We start from the raw sequence: 25772 nt of genomic DNA on the forward strand, positions 1-25772 counted from the left end.
TCTTATTATTTCAATAAATGCTTTAGTCAAAAACATTAGCCAGGTGCTTTTGGTCCGGCCTTCGTTTTTTACTTAACAAACTAACAAGAATATAAGTTATCAGCGCAAACAAAAAAGCCGGGATAATTTCGTGTATATCTTCCAGAGCCGGATACCTAAACCTAAACCCGAATCGCCAAATAATATTCACCAACATACCTACAACCATTGAAGCCAGGGCGCCGAGGTCTGTACCCCATTTAAAATAGAGACCACCAAAAATTGCAGGGAAGAAACTCGCCGCAAAAACAGCCCCTGCAAATGCAGTTAATTCTACTATTCCCGCCATTGGATATAAGGTAAGAACATAAACCACAAGACAATAAATCCCCATAAACCACTTGGTCCTGGGTATAATTTTATTAACCGGCATTGGTTTGACCACATGCCATATATCATTTACAAAAGCAGTACCTATAATAATGATAACAGAGGCCAAAGAAGACATACCTGCGGCGAATAATCCGGCAACACAAATACCACTAACAAGTTTGTTATCAAACTTATTCAGCATAAAACCAATTACTTCATCAGTATTATTAATGAGATAATTCGCTTCCTCAACAGTGGTCATCCCATGTACCAAAGCACCCAACCCCATTACGCATATGAGCGAAACACCTAAAAAAACAGGAGTCCATATCATCGCGAAGCGCATACTTTTTGCGTTATTGATGGAGTAAAACCGAATAAGATTTTTAGGTTCAGAAATCTGTTTCATCCCAATTGAGAGCCCAATTCCAAGGATATAAAGAAAGGACACCAATTTACCGAAAACCACAAGACCATTACCTATGGGTTTCCCAGAGCTCGTAAGGTGTTCTGTAAAGGTGATGCTATCTAAAACATTATCAACACCACCTAAATAAATAAAAGGGATCATCAACATTAATATAGCTACACCAAACATAATAATTCCCTGAATGGCATCAGTCCATAAAACACTGTACATTCCGCCCCAAATGGTATATACACAGGTAATAAAAATAATTGCAAAAGCACCATATTCATATGGAACATCTAAAACAGAAGTAAGAACATGAGCACAACCTTTGGCGATACCTACCATATACCATATTGTCGCAAAAAGTATTATGAATGCAGACAATACACGAATGCTCTTTGCTAAATTGCTTTTATAGCGTAAGTGAAAATAATCAGGAATTGTAAAGGACTTTAAACGAGCAGTTTGATATCTCATTCTGGGCCCTAAAAGCTGCCAGGAAATTACACAAAAGAACGTCCATATTAGCCCCATCCAAGCCCATGAGAGCCCATATTGAAATGAAATACCAGCCTGGCCAATATAAGTGTTTGTGCTTGCTGAGGTAGAGAAAAAAGCCAGAGAAATAACCCAACCCGGAATTTCCCTTTTAGCAACGAAATAACCCTCTACCCCCCGCCTTGCTTTCTTCTTAAAATGCCATCCGATATACAGGCAGCCCGCAACATAAATTGCAGTAAGGAAGAGTGTAATATAATGCTCTTTTAAATAGTCCATTATATTGGCGGGTTATCATCCTTATTCCGGTCAACTTTAATATCTCTTTTCATAACCAGAATGGTATTTATAATAACCAATAAGACGATACCTACATAAGGAAACCAGGTTAAAAAATCCATATTAAAAAAGGGGTTTAAGTTCATTTTTGGTTACTTTACCTAAAACATTTCTCGGGAGTTTATCTTGAAGGATATATTTGCGGGGAATTTTATAAGCAGGCAACCTGGTTTTAAGCCATTTAGAAATTTCGTCAAAATCCAGGGACTTTTTATTTGATACCAAACAAGCTGCAACTATCTCTCCCCACTCTTCGTCTTCTACTCCAATTACGGCAGAATCATTTATGTCATTATGCATTCTTAGGACGTCTTCAATTTCCAAAGCAGAGATCTTATACCCACCAGATTTAATTATATCTACACTATCACGGCCTAAAATTTTGTACATCCCATTATGAAACATAGCAACATCGCCGGTTATAAACCAACCATCTTCAGTAAAGGCTTTTCTTGTAGCCTCTTCCTTTTGCCAGTATTCTCTAAACACGCAAGGCCCTTTGATTTGTATTTCACCAGGCACATCTTCATCAACTATATTATTATCCTTATCTACCAGGCGCAGCTCTACCCCGGGTAAGGGAAGTCCAACATAGCCCGGACGTCTCTCCGACCGATATGAATTAGAAAGCCCCATCCCAATTTCTGTCATCCCATAACGCTCCAGGAGAGTTTGCCCGGTAATAGATTTCCACTTAATTAAAACAGGAACAGGTAAGGCAGCAGACCCTGAAACCATAAGCCGTAACTTAGATGCTGCTTCAGACATTTCCATTTGATTTTCTTTATTTTGACTTTCCCAAAACGCAATTAATTTATAGTAAATGGTAGGGACGGCCATAAAAAGGGTCATCTTTCCTGATAAAAGTACTCGCCAAACTTTCTCAGCGTCGAATTTGGTATGAAACTCACAACACGCACCACTCCAAAGCGCGCAACTCAATACATTGATAATACCATGAACATGGTGTAAAGGCAGAATATTTAGAATATAATCTTCTTTTTCCCATTCCCAGGCATTTACAAGCGTAGTAATCTGTGATTGTATAATACCATGAGTGGTTACCACGCCTTTGGGCTTATTTGTGGTGCCACTTGTATACAACATCATAGCCCTTCTATTGGGTAATAAATCCGGAAGAGCCGAAGATTTCTCTTTAAAGATCTCCATTAGAGGAATTATGAACAGGTCTGCGTTTGCTTTAAGCGGCTCAAGAACATCCTGGAAATCTTTATGTACCAGTATAACTTTGGCGCCGGAATCTTTTATGACATACTCCATTGCCGGCAATGGGTGTTGTACACATAAAGGCACAGCAATTCCACCCGCAGCCCATATTCCCCATTGTACAGCCGTATATTCAAAAGACGGAGGCACCAAAAAAGCTATCCTGGCTTCATTTAAATCTGGTGAATTATTTAAAAGATTGGCAGCGACAACTGAGGATTGGACCAACAATTGCTGGTAAGTGTAATTGTTACCATGAGAAACAACAGCAGTTCTGTCTTTATATAATTTGGCTTTTTGGAAAAGATCTATCATGGTTTTAAAAATTGTCCGGAATCAATTAATCCAGAAAAAGATGATTCATAGAACTTACAGATGAACTGTCTCGCCAGTTCTAAAAGATTTATCAGCAGCAAGTACAATTTTTAAACTGTTAACAGCATCGGATAAATGATTGGTCATATCAAGATCTTTTTGAATCGATCTTAAGAAATATTCTTGTTCCAACAAACAAAGCCCATCGTGATCCGGTTCATCTTCAGTGCTGACCAACATGTCTTTTTTAATAAATTTTCCATTTGCATCCAGCTCACTAAAATGTAAAATTAAACCACCCGTTTTGGTATGACCTTCAACATCATCTGAATCACCCTTTTTTTCATCAGCAATTGAAACACAACCTTTAGGCCCGATAACATCTTTTACAAAAAATGCTGTCTCACTTATCATAGGCCCCCAACCAGCTTCATACCAGCCAACGGAACCGTCATCAAAACGCACCTGTAGCTGCCCGTAATTATACATATCAGCAGCTATCTCTTCGGTTAATCGGGCTCCAATGGCACTTACACTTACGGGTTGTGCCCCTGTCATTAAACACATAATATCAACGTAATGCACCCCGCAATCAACAATTGGCGACATTGAATGCATTAATTGTTTATGGGTATACCACTTTTCTTCAGAGCTTTGTTGGTTAAGGTTCATGCGCATTACCAAGGGCTTACCAAGAGTTTGTGCTGTTTCCACAAATTTCGTCCAGGCCGGGTGAACCCTTAAAATATAACCAACGACTAATTTTTTCCTTTTCTCTTTAGCCAAATCAACAAGCTCTTGAGCCTCCTTTTCCGTTAAAGCAATGGGTTTTTCCACGAAAACATGAAGCCCGGCCTCCAGGCTTTTCCTAACATAGGCTGCGTGAGTATCGGGATAAGTACTTATGGCTACTGCATCTGCATTGGTAGTCTCCAAAGCCTCTTTAAAATCACCAAATTTAGGCAAGCCCCCCAATTCCTTAGATAGACGTTCTCGACTTTCTGGTTTTCTACTAACCAAACCTACAATTTCAAAACCTGGTAATTTGTGGTAAGCACGAGCGTGACTGGTGCCCATATTTCCACAACCCACAACAAGGATTCTAATTTTTTCCATATTCAGTTTGTTTAACACAAAGGTTTAAAAATAGCATACTTTTTATATATCTAAAACCAGTCCCCTTAAATTTAATTTAGGGAACATAAGCCATCACCATATAAAAATGGGCTAGACTAATCTAAAGAAAACGCTACTATCTGATTTCCTTTTTCTGTACCCAATTTTTCCCCTCCACAGGCAATAGCAATATACTGTTTCCCATTGACCTGATACATTGCCGGCGTTGCAAAAGCCGCAGCAGGCAATTTATATTCCCAAAGAACCTTTCCGTTATGTTTGTCGAACACCCTGAAGTAACCATCTTTAGAGGCCCCTATAAATAACAGGCCATTTTCTGTAACTACGGCACCGCCATAATTTTCTGTTCCGGTTGTTGGATATCCCTGTTCTTTTAATTCGGGAGTTTCACCGAAAGGTACGGACCAGATAAATTCTCCTGAATTGAGATCAATAGCATGGAGAGTTCCCCAAGGAGGCGAAATAGCCGGAAGACCATCACTAGTCAAAAACTTATTGTATCCCTTATGTTTATATGGAATTTCTTCTGACACAGAAAGGTTGGATCCTACCTCTTTTTTGTCGTTTTCATCCATCAGAAAACTAATAAGACCTTCTTTTTCGCTTGATGTTAATTGTGGAAAACCGGTCATCATACCTTTTCCAAGTTTAATTTGTTTAAGTAATTCCTCTTTGCTTAATTTATTGCTAATATTTATCAGAGAGGGGAATCCGCTTGCAGCCATTCCGCTCCTGTCTTTTTGATGACAAACAGCGCAGTATTTTTGATAAACACTTTCTCCATAGGAAAGATTTTCGAGCTCAGGTTTGTTTTCTTCCATTTGCAATATCCAGGGCATTTCATTTGAATTAACATATAAAATACCATCTTTGGGATCAGCCGAAGCACCTCCCCATTCGGCTGCACCATCATATCCTGGGAAAAGTAAAACCGGTTTGAGGCTGGGCGGGGCATAAATACGCTTATCCGCAGCACTTAATATAGCCTTGAGCTCTTCCTGGTTTTTAGCATAGGGGCTGACATCATTTTCTGTCAATTCTGAAGATTGACGCGCAAAAGGCTTAGGAGATGCCGGAAATGGCTGCGTTTCCCAGGCTTTTTCTCCTTTTAGGGTAGAGGCAGGGACAGGCGCTTCATTGATCTCAAACAAGGGCTTACCGGTTTCTCTGTGAAAAACATATACATAACCCTGTTTTGTAACCTGGGCTACAGCCGGGATTTTTTTACCATTTCTGGTAATGGTGATTAAATTAGGAGGCGCCGGCGCGTCTCTATCCCAAATATCGTGATGTGTTAATTGAAAGTGCCATAGACGCCTGCCCGTTTTAGCATCCAAAGCCAGCAAGCAATTGGCAAATAAATTACTTCCTTTTCGTATTCCCCCGTAAAAATCCGGAGCAGCAGAACCTGTGGGTACGTAAATAACACCCCTGGCTTCATCAACCGCCATCCCGGCCCAATTATTTGCCGCTCCAACCAAGGGGTTTGTATCCTCCCAGGTTTCATTGCCGGCCTCCCCCGGGAGAGGAATGGCATGAAAAACCCATTCAAGTTTTCCTGTTTTAATATTAAAAGCCATAATATTCCCGGGTGCAGCGCCTACATCCTCAGAAACCCTAAGAGGCATAATAATCAGGTCTTCAAAAATAGTCCCCGGCGTATTTGATATAACAAACTTATCTTTTGCCGTTTCTGGCATACCTATATGCATATCAACCTTGCCATTAACTCCAAACTCTGTAATGGGTTTTCCGGTGATGGCATTTAAAGCAAATAATTCAGGGCCTTTTGTGAACAGAATTCGTTTATCTTCTCCTTCCTCCCAATAGGAAACTCCACGGCTTGTTGAATGCCATACTTGCAAAGAATCACCATATCGCCATATTTCTTTGCCGGTTTCAGCCTGGAGAGCAACTACCCTAAGAGCCGCCGTAACACCATATAAAATAGTATCTACAACTATAGGGTTCATTTGCATCTGTCCATAATCCGGGGCCTCGTATTGCCAGGCAATTTTCAGGCGGCCTACATTTTCTTTTGTTATTTGGGAAAGGGCGGAAAAGTGATTTCTGTCAGGACCACCTAAATAAGAAGACCAGGTAGTGTATTTTGATTTCCCTTTAACAGGCTCTTCAGAATTTTGACAACCAGAAACAAATAAGGTTATAAAAAAAACAATATAATAGTAATTCCTTAAATACATTCTTCTATACTTTACTGTTTTTAAAAGTATTAAAAGAATCTAAATTTAGCTAGCTATATTTTGACATAAGCCAATACAGGTTTTATCAGAAATACTCTTGCAGGATTTCTTTTACTGATTTGTAATAAGACGCTCCAAACAAATTTAAATGGACTAGTAAATAGTATAATTGATAGATTGCCATACGATTAGACTCATCTGGTTGAGAAGGATTAATATCAAAATAAGCAGAATAGAAAGAAGCACCAAAACCACCAAAAAGACGTGACATTGACAAATCTATTTCGCTATGTCCAAAATAAACAGCCGGATCTATAAGATAGGGCACACCATTTTCAGCAATTAAGTAATTTCCACTCCATAAATCGCCATGCAACAAGGATGGATTAACATCGGGACAATAGGAATTGATAACAGCTCGAAGTTTCCCAACACCGGGGACATCATCTTTAGTTAATAATTTTTGATTTATAGCAGCTTGAAATTGCGGACTTAATCGCTCTTTTATGTAAAATGTAACCCAATTGTCATGTTTTTGGTTGGACTGTGGTAAATTCCCAATAAAATTTGGACTATCCCACCCATAATAATCGGAACTGCTTTGATGCATTGCCGCTAGTTGAGCGCCAAAAACCTCCAAATCCTTAGATTCAGGGCTTTTGGAGGGGACATACTCCATTAACAAACAAGCTCCTTCTTCTAACTCATTAACTGCGTAAACAACAGGGGTTTTTAAGGTTTTGGTTTTAGTAATTGCTTCCAAACCATCCGCTTCTGCTTCAAACATGGACCTGGCTGTCGAAGAACTATTTAATTTGCAAAAAACACGATCAGAATCTGTATATAGCAAAAAAGCCCTGGAAATATCACCACCTGAAACAGGCACACAGTTTTTGATTTTGGCTCCAAGGAGCAAACCAATAGTATCCTTAAGCTCGGGTTTCATTTTTCTTAATTAAAAAGACTCTCAGGCATTCTCTTTTATTTATAAAGAATTTTATAATACTCATCAGCCATTCTGCGGCTTGTAAAGGCCGGCACAACCCCATCAATTCCTTTAAAAACCATTTCCTGCCATTTCTTGGGATTCCCGTAAAACGTCGGAAGAACGTGCTGTTCCAGAGTATTATAGAGATTATCGCTGTCAAATTTATCCTGTTCCCAGGCAGGAGATTTATAATCCGCTTCGGGAAGAACAAATGAATTTTCTCCATCTACAGCAAATTCCGGGATCCAGCCATCATTAATGGTTAAGTTTATTGAGCCATTCATGGCAGCAGTCATTCCACTGGTTCCAGAAGCTTCCCGGGTAATTCTTGGAGTATTCAACCATACATCGGAACCTGTTTTAAGTTTTCGAGAAAGCTCCATTTCATATCCGATAAGGACTGCCATATTCGGTTTATATTTTGTATAATTTACTAAGTGATTAAACATGTCTATAGAATAATAATCTGTAGGATATGGTTTCCCTGCCCAAATAATCTGAACCGGATAGTTTAATGAAGACGCAAGTTTTTCAAAACGCTCAAGATCATATAATAATAGGTCTGCCCGTTTATATTGAGCAAACCTTCTTGCCCAGACTAAAGTAAGAACATTGGGATCAAAAAGTTTCCCCGTCTGATCTAACACAACATCAAAAAGCTGGGATTTTAATTCCAGCTTTCGCTTTTTAAAGGCCTTTTCATTAAGAGCCTTCCAGGCCTTAGCAAGAACACTATCCTGCCAAAAACGCTGGTTTTGGGAATTGGTTATCGGGATAATTTTACTTGTTCCCTCAAAACTATTCCACATATTGTTGGCTACAACCGCATGGAGCTTAGAAACAGCATTAGCCCTTTTAGCCATCCTGAGTGCAGCTACCGTATAGTTTAGCATATCATCATTAACCACTTCTTTTTGCAACTCTTCTTCTGTAAGTGTTCTTCCAAAGAAACCACAACTATTCAGCAGATGCCCATTTCGCTCCGTGTTACCAGCTTTTTCAGGAGTATGCGTGGTAAAAAACATTTGATTTTTATTAATTCCATTATTGCGCAGGTAATAAAATGCAGGTAAAGCATGCCCTTCGTTTAAATGATATATGTCTGCCCCCCCTAATTCCTGAACAACCTTAGCGCCTCCAACGCCAAGCACAATATTTTGCGAGATGCGTGTTAATGTATTGTTGTCATATAAATGATCCGTAATTGTCTTAGACAAATGATCATTACCGGGGACATCTGTGGTTAGCAGATAGATAGGCACAGAGCGAAACACTTCGGGTTTAAGAACATATGCCCGCACTTTAACGGAAGGGTTATCGTGAATTTTTACCTCTACTTCTATTCCGGAATCTTCAAGGAAATTATAGTGTTTTTCAATAAAACTGGTTTGTAAGGTCTGATCGGTGTTTCGGCCCTGGTCATAATACCCATATTTCCAAAGCATTCCTATTCCTATCATATTCTGCTTCAATTCCATTGCTGAAATCATATGAGACCCCGCAAGATAACCCAGGCCTCCGGAATAGATTTTAAGCGCCTGATGAATTCCAAATTCCATACTAAAATAGGCTGCTCTTTTTTTATATTTTGTGTCGGTTTTATAAGGATGATACCATGTATTGTATTTACTTGACATAAAAAGGTGTTTTTTAAGAAGCCACTAATTTAAAATAATAGAAATGAATCAGGTCTGAAAGAATCTTTTTTTTGGTATTATGGCATAAACTAATCCAGGTCTTCAGGATAACGGCCAATTGCGGTCCAGCCACCATCTACAACCAAGGTTTGGCCATTTATATGTGCTGCTCCTTCTGAAAGCAGAAAAAGACAGGCTTCCGCTACGTCATTTGGTTTTCCAACTATACCTCTTGGGATAAGCTTACCCCAGGTTCCGGCATAGTCTGGTTCTTCCTCTTTTGTACGTTCTGTAAGGGTTGCACCAGGGGCAATAGCATTAACTGTAATTTGATGAGGCGCAAGGGCAAGCACCAGGCTTTTAGCCATCATTTGCAAGGCAGCTTTGGTCATGGAATAGGCTGTTAAATCGGGATATCCTTTGATACCTGTAATGGAGGACATTAGAATTACACGACCCCCATCCCCTTGTATTTTCATGATTTCTCCGGTTTTTTGCACCAGGAAAAAAGCACCTTTTAAATTAAGGCCTATTACTTTGTCGAATTCATGTGGCTTAAATTTAAAGAAATCACCAAATAAGGTAATCCCGGCATTTGGAATAACAAAATCTATTCTAGCAAACCTTTCCAAGGTAAAAAGAATAAGTTTGTCGATTACCTCGACATCCCCGGCATCGCCTATAAAAACAGAACAACTATCAGGAAATTTTTTTTCCAGACTTATCAATGTATTTTCTACTACCTTTTTGTCAACCTCATTTAAAACTACTTTTGCGCCATTTTTGAGTAATAATTCGGCTATGGCATAACCTATACCCATGCCAGCTCCGGTTATGATTGCAACTTTTTCCTTTATTCCTGCGTAAATCATAGATTGCCTTTAAAACAATTAACTTTAAAACCACCAATTTTTGCTTTATAACTAAAGAGCCCTCCGCTTTGCGGATATAACTTAAGGTTATCTTCAGACATGCCGCTTCGGGCTGTTGTTATATATAAAGTTTTCAAGTCTTTTCCTCCAAAACAACAAGAAGTGACATGGGGTGCATCAACAACAATTCTCTCTTCAACTTCAGCCGTTTTTGGGTTCCAACGTCTCACACAACCACCACCCCAATGAGCAATCCATAGCATTCCTTCCTGGTCTATTGTCATTCCATCTGCTCCACCATAGGATTTGGGGATTTTGAACAGGGTTCTACGATTGGAAATTTCACCGGCCAAAACATCAAAATCATATTCCCATACCTCATAAACAGCGGTATCAATATAATAAAATTTAGTCTTATCCGGGGACCATGACATTCCATTAGATATTGAAGTGTCTTTAATTTGTAAAGTGACCTGTAAATCTTTATCTACCTTAAACAGGTTACCATAGCGAGGCTTAAGATTTTTATGCATGGTTCCTATCCAGAAGTTGCCATTGGAATCACATTTACCATCGTTAAACCTTAAATTTTGATCGGAGTTTTCCAGGATAGCCAGGCGTTTGAGCTCATTAGTCTGGTAATTAAAGGAAGTCATTCCGGTCTCCGTTGCTAAAAGTAACTTTCCCGCACTAACCGGAATTACCGCACCTATCATTTCATCAAAAACCCATTTAGAATTCTTAGCAGTATTTAAGTCGTGCCGATGAAGGATACCGGCTTCGATATCAACCCAAAATAGTTGCTCAGATTCATGATCCCAAAAAGGACCTTCTCCAAGAGTTGCCTTTGCATCATAAACAAGATTTGCTTTCTGCACTCTCTAAATAGATTTAAATCATGTTTTGCTTTTGTGTCCCAAGCCCTTCAATGCCTAACTCAACCAAATCTCCTTTTGCAAGGTAAGAAGGCGGATCTAAACCTATACCAACTCCGGCAGGCGTTCCTGTAGAAATCAAGTCGCCAGCTTCAAGAAGCATAAATTGGGACAGGTAATAAATAATAAATGCAGGTCTAAAGATCATAAACGAGGTATTGCCATTTTGCCTTAAATCCCCATTTACAGACAGCGTCATCTTTAAATTATCGAGATCTCCTAATTCATCAGGAGTTGCCAGGTAGGGGCCAACCGGACTAAATCCAGGGCATGATTTACCCTTGATCCACTGCCCTCCTTTTTCCAATTGAAATGATCTTTCAGACAAATCATTTATAACGCAATATCCAGCAATAGCTTCGGCGGCCTCTGCCTCATTTTTAAGGTAGAGTACATTTTTATTCAGAACCACCCCGAGCTCTACTTCATAATCTGTTTTGGTAGAATTTTTTGGAATAGCTACGTCATCATACGGGCCACTTAAGGTATTGGTAGCTTTACCAAAAATTATTGGTTCTTCGGGAATCGCCATATTAGATTCTGCAGCGTGTTCAGAATAATTAAGACCTATACACATAATCATTCCGGGCCTGCTGATACATGGCGCATGTCTTACAGTATCAGGAATCTCCTCTAAGTGAGCCACATTAGATTCCAGGTACTTCTCAAGTCTTTGTAAACCACTATTTTGAAAAAAATTCCTGTCCCAATCCCTGAATTCTTTTGAACAGTCTAATCTTTTGCCCTGATATAGAACACCGGGTTTTTCATTTTCTTTTTCACCAAAGCGTATTAGTTTCATAGTTGGGTTTTTGGTATGATTGGTTTCGTATCAATAGTATTCAGTTTTTCAAGAGATCAAAACTAAAAAAGCAAACTTAAACTTATATATCCTTCTTAGCAGGTTTTATGACCAATTGACACTAGCCTAAATCATTTGCCTGAACCAGAAAAAAGAGACAATAACAAGGTAAGTGGAAATTTTTAAAAAACAAGACAAAAAACTCCTGAGATTAATATTCTATTTAGTCTGTGAAGATGACCAGGTTTGAGAAATCTAAGCCGGGACAGGTCTCTATCTTAAAATGGCCTGGTATTTTGTATTATCATCCATCAGGCTGGCAGCGGTTAATATGGCCTCGTCATTTTTTAAATAATACTGATAAAGGCCTTCTCTATAAAAATAGCGCTTGATAATTTCGTCCTGAAGATTTATCTGAATTTCCTTTTGATACGTTTCGAGAGCGTTGAGTTTACGGTTATTAATTTCTGCTAACAGGTTTTTGTAGCTATCCTGGATATCTGCGCCAAATATGGCCTTATCATCACCGGTAATTGCTTCTTTTAGAGCCTTTTCTGTGTTTGTTTCAAATTTAAAATTGCTCTGCGAAACATATTTTCTAAAATCTTCATAGTCAGAAGGATTAAAGCTAAAGTCGTCAATACTTGCAATGTTATTTTGATAATAATAATTGGTAGCGAAATCAAAAACAACACTATTGCTTAAAAGAGCTTTGGTTAGCGCATTGGTTTTTAGTGAAGTTATTTCAATATCCGGCATTACCCCTCCGCCGTCTTCAACTTTTCTGCCATTTCTTGTCTTAAACTCATTAAATTTTGTGGTTTTTACAGCGTTCCCTTTTTCATCTCTGTTCCAATAATCCAAAGATTGAATGCAACGTCCGGAAGGTGTATAATATCTGGAGATAGTAACTTTTAATTGGGTACCATAGGTAAGCCGGAGAGGTCGCTGAACCAGTCCCTTGCCAAAACTTCGCGCCCCAATAATTACTGCGCGATCCAAGTCTTGCAGACTTCCTGAAACAATTTCACTGGCCGATGCACTTCCGCCATTTACCAGGACAACCAATGAGATGTCTTCATCTACAGGTTGATTTTTGGTTTTGTACTCACGGTTGAATTTTTTTACTTTGGATTTGGTAGTTACTATTAATTCGCCTTTGGCCACAAAGAGATTTGTAACATTAATAGCTTCAGATAAGAGCCCTCCGGGATTTCCTCTAAGATCTAAAATAATTTGTTCAGCACCTTTCCCTTTTAAATCGCGAAGAGCCGCCTTTGTCTGAGAAGATGCCTTTGCATTAAATTTGGAAAGCACTATGTACCCTGTATTTTCATTTACCATGTTGTAATAGGGCACGGCATCAACTTCTATAGCCTCTCTTTCAATTGTGGTCGTATTTGTTTTACCTTGTCTTTGATAGGTTACTTCAACTTTGGTATTGTTTGCTCCTTTTAATAATTCACTTGCATCATCTTTAAAATCTGAAATGGATATGTCTCCAATTTTAATGATTTCATCTCCGGCTTTTAAACCTGCTTTATCTGCCGGATAGCCTTTATATGGCTCAATAATTACCAGTGCGCTATCATATGAACGGACCAAAGACCCTATGCCGGAATATTTTCCCGCATTATTTATTTTATAAGCCTCAACGTCCTGTTCATTTAAGAATTTAGTATATGGGTCCAGATCATCCAACATATTCTTTATGGCGGTATCCATAAGTTCTGCAGGGTTGGTTTCATCTACATAATTCATGTTTAATTCCTTAAAAAGAGTGGTAAAAATTTCTATTTGTTTAGCAATTTCAAAAAAATCACTTTTAAAACTACTTCCAACGATAAGCATGACAACCGCCAGCGTCGGTATCAGTACTTTTTTACTTAATAGGGTTTTCATTAGTTACTTTTATTAAAAATTGTTTGAGAATTACCTGCATTTTCTTATCTACTTCTTCGTATTCAGGCATATCTTTTCCAAGGTATAAAAATAGAAACGCAAAGCTTCCCTCGATGTTGTTAAAAATTTGCTCTTTGTTCAGCCTGTAGCTTTCCCTTAACAGTCTTTTAATACGATTTCTTTTTACTGCACTTTTAAAATTTCTTTTGGGCACGGTAAATCCACATTGAACTTTTACTTTGGCGGGGACTTTCATATCCAAATAGATTAATTTTAAGGGATAGCTGGTAATAGATTTTCCTTCTTCAAAAATGCCATGAATAAGGCTCTCGCTTTTTAATTTTTCTTTTTTTGGAAATTTTGAAGACATAATGCCGCTAAATTAAACAATAAAAACCATGCCCTGGCAGTATGATAATTATCATATTTTTCCCTGTGCTAGGATTTTATCTTGCATTGGATTATATTTCAAGATTATACGCCTAAATACCACTTATTATGGGGGAATTGAATGTAAAGAAGCTCACCAGGAACGAGGATAAAGTTGGTTATATTGATCAATTGCTTACTGATATTGAAGCACTTGAATATATGCTGGAAACCGGAATGTTTAAAAAGAGGCCCGTTCGAATTGGCGCAGAGCAGGAATTCTGTCTGGTTGATGAAAACTGGGAACCTACTGATAAAGCGGATAAAATCCTCAAAGACATAAATGACCCACACTTTACTTCCGAGTTAACGCTTTATAACCTGGAGATCAATTTAGATCCTCTCATATTGAATGATCAATGTTTTTCTGTGCTGCACAAACAATTAAAAGAATTGCTTGAGAAAGCCAAATCAAGTGCAGCAAAACACGGCACCAAAATTATTCTAACCGGAATTTTGCCTACCGTAGACACGAAGTTTTTAGAAAATTCATATATGACCCCTTTAAAGCGCTATAAGGTTTTAAACGAAGCGATTAAAGACATCAGGAAAGAGGATATTGAGCTACATATAAAAGGGGTAGATGAGGTTAACCTTCATCACAACACCATACTGTATGAAGGCTGTAATACAAGCTTTCAATCACATCTTCAAATTGACGCGGATAATTTTGCAGACACCTATAATTGGGCCCAAGCTATTGCAGGTCCGGTACTTTCTGTATGTACCAATTCTCCCTTGCTACTTGGTCAGGAATTATGGCAAGAAACGCGAATTGCCTTGTTTACCCAAAGTGTTGATACCAGGGCGAGCACCTTCATACTAAATGAAAAGGAAGCCAGAGTAGGTTTTGGAAATGATTGGGTTACAGGATCTGTAGCAGATTTTTATAAAGATGCTGTTATCAGATTTAGAAGCCTTATAACTACCGACTTTGATACCGATAGTATGACCTTGCTTAAAAGTGGGCAAACACCAAAATTAAGAGCATTAGGGCTTCACAATGGGACCATTTATAAGTGGAACAGGCTTTGTTACGGGGTAACAGACAACGTACCTCACGTTAGGATTGAGAATAGATATATGCCATCGGGCCCTACCACAAATGATGAAATTGCAAATATGATGCTATGGGTAGGGGTAATGATGGGACGGCCAAAAGCATTTGAGGAAATTCATAAGAAAATGAATTTTAAAGATGTAAAGGGCAATTTCTTCAACGCCGCCAGGTATGGAATGGCCGCTCAGTTTCAGTGGGACGGAAAATTGATTAGCAGCCAGGAATTACTACTTGATCATTTTTTGCCAATGGCTTTCAGAGGACTTTATAGCATGGGTGTTGAACCAAGAGACGCAGAACGTTATTTGTCCATTATTGAAAATAGAATTCGTTCAAATAATGGTTCTCAATGGATGGTAAAATCATTCCGAAAACTCCAAGAAAAACATAAAATACCGGATGCGGTTAAGATATTGGTAGCCACGATGTACGAGCGACGGGAAAAGCACTATACTGTAGATATTTGGCAATTACCCAGGGGAGATGAATTTGAGATTCCTGAAGGTCACCTTAAAGTGAAAGATCGCATGAACAGAAAAACGATTTCCGCTCAGGAGAATGACAGTGCAGAATTAGTTTTAAAAATGATGCTTTGGAAAAATATCCACCATGCGCCAATATTAGACAATAATCTGGACCTAAGTGGGTTATTAACATGGACAGATGTACAAAATTATATGGACAACCCGGCTAAACTTAAAAAAAGTATTAGTTCGCTAATGACCAGGGATTTGATTACAGCAACCCCTGAAACACCTTTAAAAGAGGCCAAAGAACTTATGAGTTCTAATAATATTAATTGTTTACCTGTGGTTGAAGGAAAAAAATTAATTGGAATTATAACAACCAATGATTTATAGTTCATGGATGAAATCCAGGCTAAGGCTACAGAAAGACTAAAAACCGAAAGAATAATAGGCCACCTCTCTGGCAAGGAAATGGGCCCTACCCTGGTCTTTTTTGGAGGAATACATGGAAATGAACCTTCTGGTGTTGAAGCTCTGGAAGAAGTATTCAGGCAATTGAAGTCCGGCGAGGAGCATATAAAAGGATCGGTTTTTGGAATTAAGGGCAATTTACCTGCTCTGGTCGAAAAGAAACGTTTTTTAGACCATGATCTAAATCGAATTTGGACACATTCGGGGATAGATGAGATTGAACAAAGAAGCGAGCCAGAACGTTCAGTTGAAGAAAAAGAATTATCTGAAATACATCAACTGATTTCAGATATATTTGCGACTCACGCACCCCCCTACTACTTCATTGATTTTCATACCACCTCGAGCCCTACTTTGCCATTTATCACAATAAATGACGCCTTAATAAACCGGGAATTTGCTCGTTTATTTCCTGTGCCCATAATCCTGGGGATAGAAGAATATCTGGAAGGACCGTTATTAAACTATATAAATGAGAAAGGATATGTTTCCCTGGGATTTGAATCCGGGCAGCACTTCACGGAAGAGGCTGTAACAAATACAATTTCCTTTATCTGGTTGGCAATGATTTATTGTGGAGTGCTTACTAAAGAACAAGTACCTGACTATAAAAATTATCACGAAGAACTCAAGTTGGCGGCAAAAGGGAATAATATTTTCTATGAGATAATTCACAGACATCGTATTACTTCGTCTGATAACTTTGAAATGTTACCCGGTTTTCGCAGCTTTGAAAAATTACAGAAAGGCATAACAATGGCTAATCATAATGGGGAACAGATTACTGCGTATAAAGACACCATAGTGTTCATGCCTCTCTATCAGGCTCAGGGTGAAGAAGGATTTTTTCTTATTCGCAAAATACCCGGATGGGTATTATCATTTTCAGCATTTTTGCGCAGAATAAAATTTGATTCTTTTCTGGCATTACTTCCCGGAGTTTCATGGTCAAATGGGACTCGTGATAAGCTCATGGTAAATTTAAAAGTAGCCATGTTCTTTAGTAAACCTTTTTTTCACCTTTTAGGGTATAGGAACAGAATGGTAGATGAAACCCATTTAATATTGAATAACAGGGAAAGGGCCGCCAAAAATGAGATGTACAAAGACTCCTTTTGGTATAAAAAGTAATTGTTTTTTTGAATTTATTCTGAGCCTGAATGCTTAATTACTCAGAAGCTTGCCAAATATTGTTTTCAAGGTTTATATCGGCCATTAACTGCGAAGGATCAATTACCACTGCTTTGATTGTATTAATGGGTTTATCTATCACAAACTCAAATGTAGGATACGCCCAGGGCCAATCTGGTAATATTGTTCTCTCAATATTTGGATAAGGATTATCTTTTTGCCCTCTCATAATACGTAATGGAGTATAGAAAGTTTCTCTTGTTCCATCCTCATAAACCAAAAGAAGGTCAATTGGCATTGGCATAAGGCCTTTTCTTTCCAGGATTATTTTGGTTTTATTACTTTCGGCTTGAACTTCTTTTATTCCATAATCAATGGTATTTGTAGTTTCTGTCCAATCGGTAAGATACCAGCCTAACTCTATTCCAGAAACCTTCTCAGCCGTTCTTTTTACATCATTTGGGATGGGATGTTTAAACTTATAGTTATCGTAATAGGATCTTAATGTTTCCATTAACTTATCCTGCCCTATGACATACCCCAATTGGGATAAAAATATTGAACCTTTGTTATAAGCTGAAATGCCATAGGCTGCATTAATCTTATATCTGTCGGCATGAGTTGCCTGGGGTTGCTCTTTCCCTGATTGTGCTAACGAGTAATAGCTGTTATACGCACTTTCAAAAGGATTGTCTTTCTCTTGCTTCATCACTTCATTCATGCATAAACTCGAAATGAATTGCGTAAAGCCTTCGTCCATCCATTCGTGTTTTAATTCATTTGTAGCCAATACATGCTGAAACCAGGAGTGCGCCATTTCATGAATTGTAACGCCTACAAGGCTTTCAAACTTTCTCTCCCCGGTAATAAGCGTAGCCATGGCATATTCCATACCGCCATCGCCACCCTGTATTACTGAATACTGATCATAGGGATATTTACCAATATTCTCGTTGAAAAAGTTCATTGCTTCTGCAGTCTTTGGCTGTAAATTTTTCCAGTTTTCAAGCAGCTCCGGCTTATTTTTATAAAAGAAATGCAGGGTAGGCCCGTTTTCCATTTTTAGTGAATCATGAATATATTCAGGGTCGGCAGCCCACATAAAATCATGCACCATAGGAGCTTTAAAGTGCCAGGTAAGCGTTTTACCCCGAGGTTTTTTAACTTTACTGCCGTGCGCTTCGTAGCCATGACCAATTTCCTGAGGGTTTTGTAAATAGCCACTTCCCCCTACTATATAATTTTTATCTAGTGTAAGTTTAACATCAAAATCAGCCCAGACTCCGTGAAACTCCCTGCTGATATAAGGGTCCGCATGCCAACCCTCAAAATCATATTCGGCTAATTTAGGATACCATTGGCTCATAGATAGCGCCACACCTTCAGAATTATTCCTTCCGGAACGTCTAATTTGCAGAGGAACCTGTCCCTCAAATTTCATATCAAATGTGCTTTTACCTCCTGCAGGAATCGGTTTTACCAATTGTACTTCAAGTACTGTACCCTCAAGACTGAAAGAAACATCCTCACCGTCCTGAGTCAGTGATGAAGCTCTTAAATAACCTATCTCATCGGGATTGAGATTAGCAATCCGACTTTGGCCCTCTACAAACATTCTCCCATCAGGATCCTGAATATTTTGCAATCTAATATCCATTTCGCTCCCGGGCTGAAATGCGTTAAAGTACATGTGAAAATAAACTCTGTTTAAATCATCAGGTGAATTGTTTGTATAAACCAAAGTTTGAGTCCCTGTATATTGATAGTTTTCAACATTCATGACCACTTCCATTTTATAGTCAGCATGTTGTTGCCAATATGAATGATTTGTTTGAGCCTGCAGACTTCCTAAGCCTGCGAACAGGACAAAACTGAATATGAGGAATTTATTCTTTAAAACCATTTAATATAAAAATTATAAGCTTTTAGACATGTTACTCGCCATTATTAAGGCATTATAGGCGTTGACCATCTTTCCCGATTTAGAAACCTGATCAAAAGGTTTAGATTTTTCTGCATCTCCGGACAAAACAATTGAAGTACTGGAACTCAATCCGGATTCAATTAAGATACGTTTCACATCAGCAGCCTTAAGTTTTGGGTAATAGGAGCGAATTAGTGCTGCGATTCCTGAAACCATTGGTGCAGCCATTGAAGTACCGCCTTGAAACTCGTAATTGTTTTCAGGCATTGTTGAATAGATATGTCCGCCGGGCGCGAAAACATCAACATTCATTTTTCCATAGTTAGAAAATGAAGCAACCATTTCTGAACCGTATTTATCATTTAGGGCACCTATGGTGATAAGATTGTCTGCTATTTCAGTACCGTTAATATCGGCATGATCATTTGGAAAGTTTGTATTATTGGGATCATCCAGGTCCAGGCCATCGTTGCCAGCGGCATGCACAATAAGCACGTCATTGTCTGCGGCGTATTTTATAGCGTCATAAACCCAATCTGAATTCAGAGAATAGGATTTACCAAAACTTGCATTGATAATTTGAGCCCCGTTATCAACAGCATATCGGATTCCAAGGGCGATATCTTTATCGTATTCATCACCGTTGGGTACTGCCCGGATGCTCATTATTTCCACATTGTTAGCAACTCCGTTTACTCCCTGCCCATTGTTGCGTTCGGCGGCAATAATGCCGGCAACGTGTGTTCCATGACTTTCATCTTTTACCCTATTTTTAGGATTTCCGTTACCATAACCCAAATCCATAAGGTCATAAGGATCATCACCAACTATTTTCCTGCCGTCAAAATCCACATTCAAATGGTAATTTATACGTGCTGAAAAATAGGTGATCCCTTCGTTAAGTTGTTTAAAAACGTCAGGGATACTATCAGCAAAATTATACATCTGCTTAATTCCTGTAATATATTGAAGCAAGGCCTGATCTTCTGTTTTAATGGCAAAAACATCTTTTTTGGAATAGTCATTTTTTCCCAAATGTTTTTTTATAGCGGCATCTGCCTCTTTTACAGAACTTAGAATTTGTTCATAACGCTCTTTGTTTTGCTTTGCTTCTGAAAACTCTGTCTGTAGTTCGGCTTTAGCTTTTTCCTGAATAGCAGTATCGCCCATTTTAAGCTTAATGATTCTTGTATATTCTAATTGTTCATCATAAGCTTCACCTAAAAAGTTATATCCGTGTATGTCATCAATGTAACCATTATTATCATCGTCTAAACCGTTACCGGCGCGCTCACCTTTATTGGTCCAGATAACTTCATCAAGATCTTCATGATCCAGGTCAATACCCGAATCCAATACGGCAACGATAACTTTTTTACCTTTTTTATTTTTAATAATATCATTATAAGCTTTGTTGAGGCTGATACCTGGAATGGTATCCGAAATTAAATCTGCGTGCCCCCATGATTTATTCTCTGCATCTGTGAGTTCGGATATTTTTAGCGGTGTGGTATCAATATTTTCAAGTGGGGTCAATACCAGAGCTGTACTGCCGCATCCGGCAAGAAAAACCACAACAAGGCTCGTATAAAAAGCCGATTTTAAATGTTTAAGAGTCATATTAAATTTATATTTAGTGATGTATTTTATTATAATAACTTCCGGGCGATAAAGCTACAAATGTTTCAAGACAACCTCTGTCTGCCATTGTAACATAACAATTAAGTCCTTTTTCCCCACCAAAGGCAATGTTAGAGGGCTTCTTGCCCTTTAATAGCACCTCTTTCAGAACCTTGCCTTCCGGAGATACAATAGCTACAGTACCTTTGTCATAACGTGTGAGATACAGATTTCCCTGCATATCACATCGCATTCCATCCAGTCCAAAATCTGCAAAGTTTATGAATTTCTTTTTGTTGATTAGCTTTCCGTTCTCCTGAATATCATATTTCCAAATCACCCTCTGTACAGATTCATTCACATAAAGGGTTTTATTGTCAGGACTAACTTCTATTCCATTGGTCGTTCCCATTCCTTCTTCCAATAACAAAATTTCTCTTTCAGGGGTAACCATCCAGAGCTTACCCGAGCTTTCAGCCCAATTAGGATCACTGAGGTAAATAACCCCTCCGGGGCCAATGGCAAGGTCATTGGGTTGATTCATAGTTGAATCCTGTGCCCATACTTCAGGGATTTTGGTGCCTTTTTTAATTCTGTATACTTTATGACCCAAATAATCTGCGATAAACATATTCCCATCAAGATCAAAACGTATGCCATTGCCAATACTGCCTTCCGGTAAACTAATAAAAATTTCACCTTCCCCATCTTTATTTACCTTACCAATGGTACCCTCCTTAGCGAAATTTACGGCAAAAAGGTCTCCATTTTCGTTTACGGCAGGCCCTTCAATGCCGGCTGTGAAAGCAAACTCTGCTGTAAAATCTTCGCTCCGCGGTTCCTTCTCTTTACAGCTGCAAAGAGGATAAATAAAAAACAGAATTAGAAAGGACTTAACTAAAAATTTCATTGAATGTGTAGCTTTTATTAAGTCTGATTCCCTTTTCGGTATGTGCAACGGTGCATACTTCATTATGCGCATCGTGCTCCATGAACAAATAAAAATTATTGTCTGCAGCGGTGTTTAAGAAAGTTGCCTTTTCCTTAAGCGTTAGCAAGGGTCTTGTATCGTAGCCCATGATATATGGTACCGGAATATGTCCCGCTGTTGGCAGTAAATCTGCCATAAAAACCAGGGTCTTGCCTTTATAAATGATATGGGGTAACATCTGTTTGTCTGTATGCCCGTCGACAAACAAAATTCCAAACCCCAACTCCGAGTTTTTTATATAGGGTTGTTCTGCCTGATCTATAAATTTTAACTGGCCGCTTTCTTCCATTGGGAACAGATTTTCCTTAAGAAAAGAAGCCTTTTCCCTTGGATTGGGACGGGTGGCCCAATTCCAGTGGTCTTTGTTAGTCCAGTAATTCGCATTTTTAAAGGCAGGTTCATATCCTGTATGATCCTTATTCCATTGAACACTGCCTCCACAGTGGTCAAAATGAAGATGGGTCATAAATACATCGGTAATGTCATCCCGGACAAACCCCTCTTTTTTCAGGGAAGCATCCATGGAATGATTTCCCCATCTGAAGTAATAGCTAAAAAATTTCTCTGATTGTTTATTCCCCATGCCGGTATCAATAAGAATGAGCCGGTTGCCATCTTCTATAAGAAGGCTTCTGGCGGCAATATCTATCATATTATTGCTATCTGCCGGATTGGTTTTATTCCACAATGATTTGGGTACTACACCAAACATTGCGCCTCCATCCAATTTAAAATTTCCGGTTTCAATGGGATATAAGATCATTCATGTATTCTGAGTCGGCTGCAAAATAACAAAACCGCTAGTGATAATCCTTACTATTAGGAGTTTTTAACAATCAGTGAGAAATCTTTTTGTGCTGAACCAGGTCATGTAGCTGCTGGCCAAAATAGATCATTCTTTTCGTTTCCTGAACACTCAGCAGGCGTTCATTTTTTAATATAAGCAAAGAAGAACCATTAGATTCGATATGATAATAAGGATGGCTTTCAAGAAACAATACCATTTCATCTGTGAAGAGCTCGTGGATAGCGTTTTTGTTTTCTCCACTGAGGTTAAAACGCCTGTTGAAATCCGGATGGTTTTCGATGGTTATATCTTTGAATCCGGCCAGGGAATAAATTAATTGCAATAAACCTTCTTTATCCAGGGTAAATACCGGGATATCAACATCTAACTTAATATGCATCATAGTGGTTTTAACCACTTCCTTAGCGATAAAAGCACCCTCTGCCCATTCGAGATCAAAGACACTACAGTCATTTTCAGCATCTTTTAAAAGGTTGTAGAAATAATCAATCTCGCGCGTATGAAAAAAGATAAAATCTTCTAAAAAAGAAGTATTGGTGTTCCTTTTGGCTATATATTTCCAGCCATAATCCTTAGCTGCTACCTCGAGATCTTTTTGTCTTTTTGTAAAATACCGTTCAATGGGTTTTAGGGCTGCCACTGGTAATATTTTGCGAATAGCAAAGGGATGAAAGGAATCGGCATCATGTTTATCCAAACCTATGACTTCAATGCTTCCCCCTTTTTTATCAAAAGTGGCACGATAATTTTCCAGACCTTCCAGGACAGTATGATCAACAAAACTGCACATGGAAAAATCCAGTACCACGTCTTCGCTTTCCGGCACATCGTCTAGTTTATCCTTTAGTTTATGAAAATTCAGGAAACTGCAGAAGTATTTTACACTCACATAAAAACTCCCTTCATCCTCTTCCTTGAAAAGAAGAATATTGGGTTTAAACAAATGGCTAAGGAACAGGGAAATGCTTTTATTTAAAACCATGTGAATAATGATCGTAACCAAAATTCCGACACCTATTCCCGTAATAAGGTTTGTAAATATGGTTGTAAATAAAGTGGTTAAAAAAATTACAATTTGCTCATTCCCTATCCTGGCAATTTTTCTGAATGATTCAGGATCGGCCAATTTATATCCGGTATACACCAATATGGCTGCCAATGCCGCCAGGGGTATCCGCTTAAGCTGTTCCTGAAAAAGGAGTACAAAACCAACCAAAAACAGGGAATGGAAGAAATTTGCAGATCTGTTCGTAGCGCCGTTATTTACATTAACCGAACTTCTGGCAATTACGGTTACCACATTCAGACCACCCAATAACCCACTAATGGTTGTGGCCAGCCCTAGTGCTTTCAGGTCTTTATTGACATTCGACCTCCTGTTTAGCGGATCAAGTTTGTCTACAGCCTTAATACTTAACAGAGATTCTATGCTCGCTATAAGGGTAATTGCAAAGACGGCAAGGATAAATTCCTTCTGCAAGATCTTAGTAAAATCAGGAAACGCAAGATTAGACAGCACATCATCAGGAATGGATACCAAATAATCAACCCCAATAGGATAGGGTTTCCCAAGAAGTGTATAGCAATAACTTAAACCGACAGATAGGATCAAAATCCACATGGGCGCAGGGATTAGCTGAAAGAATTTATTCCTGATTTTAGAATAAAAGACCATGATCAACAGACTAACAATTCCTATTACTGACGCAAAAAGCATATTAAGGTCTGCAGTATTAATCAAATCCAGCAAGTCATTTGGAATTGTAAGCAATAACTCTATAATTGTTCCTCTCGAATTGTTATGGCCCACCATAATATGAAATTGCTTGGCCAGAATACCTATTCCAATAGCGGCAAGCATTCCTTGTATAGCTGAAGCCGGAAAAAAATCGGCCAAACGCCCCATTTTTAAAAACCCAAGAAGGAGCATCAATATGCCCGAGAATACTATCGCTGCCAAAGTGAATAAATAGCCCTGGTACAAATCACCCTCACCGAGGATAGTAATTGCCCCTAATAATACAATGACCAGGCCATTACCGGGCCCGGCAATGGTAACCTTAGAACCTCCCAGCAGCGCAACTATAATTCCTCCTGCTACAGCCGCGATTATCCCTGAAATAGGAGGAGCCTCACTTGCCAAAGCCAATCCCAGACCGAGAGGAAGCGCAATAAGCGACACTACAAAACCCGAAAAAATGTTTTTGGGCAGCGATTTAATAAAAATGCCGGTATGGTTGGTTTTAGCGTTCAATTTTTTTTGCGAATAATCAATAAATCAGTGGGTAAATCAGATAAAATATATTCCAGGTCATGAGGAAAAATACGATCTAACAGACCTGTTTTTTTAGGAGCATTCATTACCAGCAAATCTGCCCGTACTACTTCTGCATAATGACCTATGGAATAACCGCGTTTCCCAAAAATACTTTGTGTTTTTACCTTTATGTTTTTTAAGAAATTTTCCGGCAGGCTTTTCAGGATTTTGCGTACCCTGGAATCTTCCCTCAGTTTTAGTCTCTCCTTCATGATAGTAGCTTTCTTTAGCGATCGGTCATCTTCAACGGTAACATGAATTTCTTGCTGCCTGATCTCTTCTACTATAGTAATCTGTTGTGTCCCTAAAGTTTTAGCTACATAGAAGGCATCCAAAATAGCTACGGGTGTTTCCGGCGCATCCAGTCCATTAACCACAATATGCTTGCAGGGCGTACGTTTTGCCGTGGGTTTTATAAGCAACAAAACCGAACAATTAACTTTGCGGGTCAAATTTCTGGCTATACTTCCTACATAAAATTGATACATATTTTCGTGTTGAAGTGCACCAAGTACCAATAAATCAATATTGTATTTTGTACAGGCCTCTAAAATTACAGAAACGGGCTTTCCTTGTTCCCACTGAATTTCTATGGCATCATCCGGAAAATCAATTTTCTTCAACAGCGCATTCAGAATACCCAATTTTTCCTCCGTTTTTTCCCCAACATGAAGTAAAATTAATTTGGCATTAAAATAATGCGCAAGACGGGTGGTTTCCAGAAGGTTAATTTCCAGAGTGGGCGAAAAAGCGAAACCGAATAGAATTCTCTTAAAAGGATGGGGATGCGTTTCCATTACTTTTATTTTGGTTCAATATAACACATATATACCTATTATGATCAGTTAAATAAAATTCCAAATAATCGCCTGCTGATAATATGTTCAAGACTTTTGTGCATGTATCAATTGAAATTCTATTTCTTGATCTCTTAC

The 25772-nt window shown here is 38.6% G+C and carries 19 protein-coding genes; 2 read left to right on the top strand and 17 right to left on the bottom strand.

Translation table 11 applies throughout. From position 1 onward, the window contains the following. Positions 1-22 precede the first annotated feature (22 nt). From ABJH90_RS15265 to rnpA, 11 genes are all read right to left on the bottom strand, one after another. On the bottom strand, positions 23-1540 hold the full coding sequence (locus ABJH90_RS15265) for a hypothetical protein (RefSeq protein ID WP_348140865.1): 1518 nt from the start codon (positions 1538-1540) through the stop codon (positions 23-25). 123 nt (positions 1541-1663) lie between these two features. After that, complete coding sequence (locus tag ABJH90_RS15270; protein ID WP_348140867.1) at positions 1664-3142, bottom strand: acyl-CoA synthetase; 1479 nt, start codon at positions 3140-3142, stop codon at positions 1664-1666. A gap of 54 nt (positions 3143-3196) precedes the next feature. Then, positions 3197-4258: a Gfo/Idh/MocA family oxidoreductase gene (locus ABJH90_RS15275; protein WP_348140869.1), complete on the bottom strand. Its 1062-nt coding sequence runs from the start codon at positions 4256-4258 to the stop codon at positions 3197-3199. A gap of 116 nt (positions 4259-4374) precedes the next feature. After that, a complete protein-coding gene (locus ABJH90_RS15280; RefSeq protein WP_348140871.1) occupies positions 4375-6483 on the bottom strand; it encodes a PQQ-binding-like beta-propeller repeat protein in 2109 nt (702 codons plus the stop codon). 85 nt (positions 6484-6568) lie between these two features. Beyond that, on the bottom strand, positions 6569-7429 hold the full coding sequence (locus tag ABJH90_RS15285) for a fructosamine kinase family protein (protein ID WP_348140873.1): 861 nt from the start codon (positions 7427-7429) through the stop codon (positions 6569-6571). Positions 7430-7464: 35 nt separating this feature from the next. Next, a complete protein-coding gene (gene glgP / locus ABJH90_RS15290) occupies positions 7465-9108 on the bottom strand; it encodes an alpha-glucan family phosphorylase (protein ID WP_348140875.1) in 1644 nt (547 codons plus the stop codon). Positions 9109-9197: 89 nt separating this feature from the next. After that, complete coding sequence (locus ABJH90_RS15295; protein ID WP_348140877.1) at positions 9198-9980, bottom strand: SDR family NAD(P)-dependent oxidoreductase; 783 nt, start codon at positions 9978-9980, stop codon at positions 9198-9200. Then, positions 9977-10858, bottom strand: coding sequence for an SMP-30/gluconolactonase/LRE family protein (locus tag ABJH90_RS15300; protein ID WP_348140879.1), 882 nt, complete (start codon positions 10856-10858; stop codon positions 9977-9979). The genes ABJH90_RS15295 and ABJH90_RS15300 overlap by 4 nt, the downstream gene beginning before the upstream one ends. A gap of 13 nt (positions 10859-10871) precedes the next feature. Continuing rightward, positions 10872-11717 carry a fumarylacetoacetate hydrolase family protein gene (locus ABJH90_RS15305; RefSeq protein ID WP_348140881.1) on the bottom strand — a complete coding sequence of 282 codons (846 nt, stop codon included), beginning with the start codon at positions 11715-11717 and terminating at the stop codon, positions 10872-10874. A gap of 273 nt (positions 11718-11990) precedes the next feature. Next, positions 11991-13619, bottom strand: coding sequence for a S41 family peptidase (locus ABJH90_RS15310; protein WP_348140883.1), 1629 nt, complete (start codon positions 13617-13619; stop codon positions 11991-11993). Next, entirely contained in the window at positions 13600-13989 is a 390-nt protein-coding gene (gene rnpA, locus ABJH90_RS15315) for a ribonuclease P protein component (RefSeq protein WP_348140885.1), read from the bottom strand. Before rnpA ends, ABJH90_RS15310 begins: the two co-directional genes overlap by 20 nt. Before the next feature lie 128 nt (positions 13990-14117). Here rnpA and ABJH90_RS15320 point away from each other — a divergent pair, with 128 nt between their 5' ends. Together ABJH90_RS15320 and ABJH90_RS15325 are read left to right on the top strand one after the other, a co-directional pair. Continuing rightward, complete coding sequence (locus ABJH90_RS15320) at positions 14118-15968, top strand: CBS domain-containing protein (RefSeq protein WP_348140887.1); 1851 nt, start codon at positions 14118-14120, stop codon at positions 15966-15968. 3 nt (positions 15969-15971) lie between these two features. Further along, the gene (locus ABJH90_RS15325; protein WP_348140889.1) at positions 15972-17177 is read left to right on the top strand and encodes a succinylglutamate desuccinylase/aspartoacylase family protein; all 1206 of its coding nucleotides are present in this window, start codon (positions 15972-15974) and stop codon (positions 17175-17177) included. 37 nt (positions 17178-17214) lie between these two features. On the opposite strand, the gene ABJH90_RS15330 is transcribed toward ABJH90_RS15325, so the two are convergent. From ABJH90_RS15330 to ABJH90_RS15355, 6 genes are all read right to left on the bottom strand, one after another. Further along, entirely contained in the window at positions 17215-19080 is a 1866-nt protein-coding gene (locus ABJH90_RS15330; RefSeq protein WP_348140891.1) for a M1 family metallopeptidase, read from the bottom strand. Between the two features lie 12 nt (positions 19081-19092). Then, entirely contained in the window at positions 19093-20721 is a 1629-nt protein-coding gene (locus tag ABJH90_RS15335) for a S8 family peptidase (RefSeq protein ID WP_348140893.1), read from the bottom strand. Between the two features lie 13 nt (positions 20722-20734). Beyond that, positions 20735-21631: an SMP-30/gluconolactonase/LRE family protein gene (locus ABJH90_RS15340; protein ID WP_348140895.1), complete on the bottom strand. Its 897-nt coding sequence runs from the start codon at positions 21629-21631 to the stop codon at positions 20735-20737. Next, positions 21615-22475, bottom strand: a complete 861-nt coding sequence (locus tag ABJH90_RS15345) for an MBL fold metallo-hydrolase (protein ID WP_348140897.1) — start codon at positions 22473-22475, stop codon at positions 21615-21617. Before ABJH90_RS15345 ends, ABJH90_RS15340 begins: the two co-directional genes overlap by 17 nt. A 73-nt stretch (positions 22476-22548) precedes the next feature. Beyond that, entirely contained in the window at positions 22549-24774 is a 2226-nt protein-coding gene (locus ABJH90_RS15350) for a SulP family inorganic anion transporter (protein ID WP_348140899.1), read from the bottom strand. After that, positions 24771-25634: a universal stress protein gene (locus ABJH90_RS15355; RefSeq protein ID WP_348140901.1), complete on the bottom strand. Its 864-nt coding sequence runs from the start codon at positions 25632-25634 to the stop codon at positions 24771-24773. Before ABJH90_RS15355 ends, ABJH90_RS15350 begins: the two co-directional genes overlap by 4 nt. Positions 25635-25772: the final 138 nt, after the last annotated feature.

This window comes from Eudoraea sp. (assembly GCF_039969275.1).
GTDB lineage: Bacteria > Bacteroidota > Bacteroidia > Flavobacteriales > Flavobacteriaceae > Eudoraea.

Bases quoted from the DNA above. Each gene is read 5' to 3' on its own strand.
- ABJH90_RS15265 (WP_348140865.1), bottom strand. From the start codon at position 1,540: ATGGACTATTTAAAAGAGCATTATATTACACTCTTCCTTACTGCAATT.
- ABJH90_RS15270 (WP_348140867.1), bottom strand. From the start codon at position 3,142: ATGATAGATCTTTTCCAAAAAGCCAAATTATATAAAGACAGAACTGCT.
- ABJH90_RS15275 (WP_348140869.1), bottom strand. From the start codon at position 4,258: ATGGAAAAAATTAGAATCCTTGTTGTGGGTTGTGGAAATATGGGCACC.
- ABJH90_RS15280 (WP_348140871.1), bottom strand. From the start codon at position 6,483: ATGTATTTAAGGAATTACTATTATATTGTTTTTTTTATAACCTTATTT.
- ABJH90_RS15285 (WP_348140873.1), bottom strand. From the start codon at position 7,429: ATGAAACCCGAGCTTAAGGATACTATTGGTTTGCTCCTTGGAGCCAAA.
- glgP (WP_348140875.1), bottom strand. From the start codon at position 9,108: ATGTCAAGTAAATACAATACATGGTATCATCCTTATAAAACCGACACA.
- ABJH90_RS15295 (WP_348140877.1), bottom strand. From the start codon at position 9,980: ATGATTTACGCAGGAATAAAGGAAAAAGTTGCAATCATAACCGGAGCT.
- ABJH90_RS15305 (WP_348140881.1), bottom strand. From the start codon at position 11,717: ATGAAACTAATACGCTTTGGTGAAAAAGAAAATGAAAAACCCGGTGTT.
- ABJH90_RS15310 (WP_348140883.1), bottom strand. From the start codon at position 13,619: ATGAAAACCCTATTAAGTAAAAAAGTACTGATACCGACGCTGGCGGTT.
- rnpA (WP_348140885.1), bottom strand. From the start codon at position 13,989: ATGTCTTCAAAATTTCCAAAAAAAGAAAAATTAAAAAGCGAGAGCCTT.
- ABJH90_RS15320 (WP_348140887.1), top strand. From the start codon at position 14,118: ATGGGGGAATTGAATGTAAAGAAGCTCACCAGGAACGAGGATAAAGTT.
- ABJH90_RS15325 (WP_348140889.1), top strand. From the start codon at position 15,972: ATGGATGAAATCCAGGCTAAGGCTACAGAAAGACTAAAAACCGAAAGA.
- ABJH90_RS15330 (WP_348140891.1), bottom strand. From the start codon at position 19,080: ATGGTTTTAAAGAATAAATTCCTCATATTCAGTTTTGTCCTGTTCGCA.
- ABJH90_RS15335 (WP_348140893.1), bottom strand. From the start codon at position 20,721: ATGACTCTTAAACATTTAAAATCGGCTTTTTATACGAGCCTTGTTGTG.
- ABJH90_RS15340 (WP_348140895.1), bottom strand. From the start codon at position 21,631: ATGAAATTTTTAGTTAAGTCCTTTCTAATTCTGTTTTTTATTTATCCT.
- ABJH90_RS15345 (WP_348140897.1), bottom strand. From the start codon at position 22,475: ATGATCTTATATCCCATTGAAACCGGAAATTTTAAATTGGATGGAGGC.
- ABJH90_RS15355 (WP_348140901.1), bottom strand. From the start codon at position 25,634: ATGGAAACGCATCCCCATCCTTTTAAGAGAATTCTATTCGGTTTCGCT.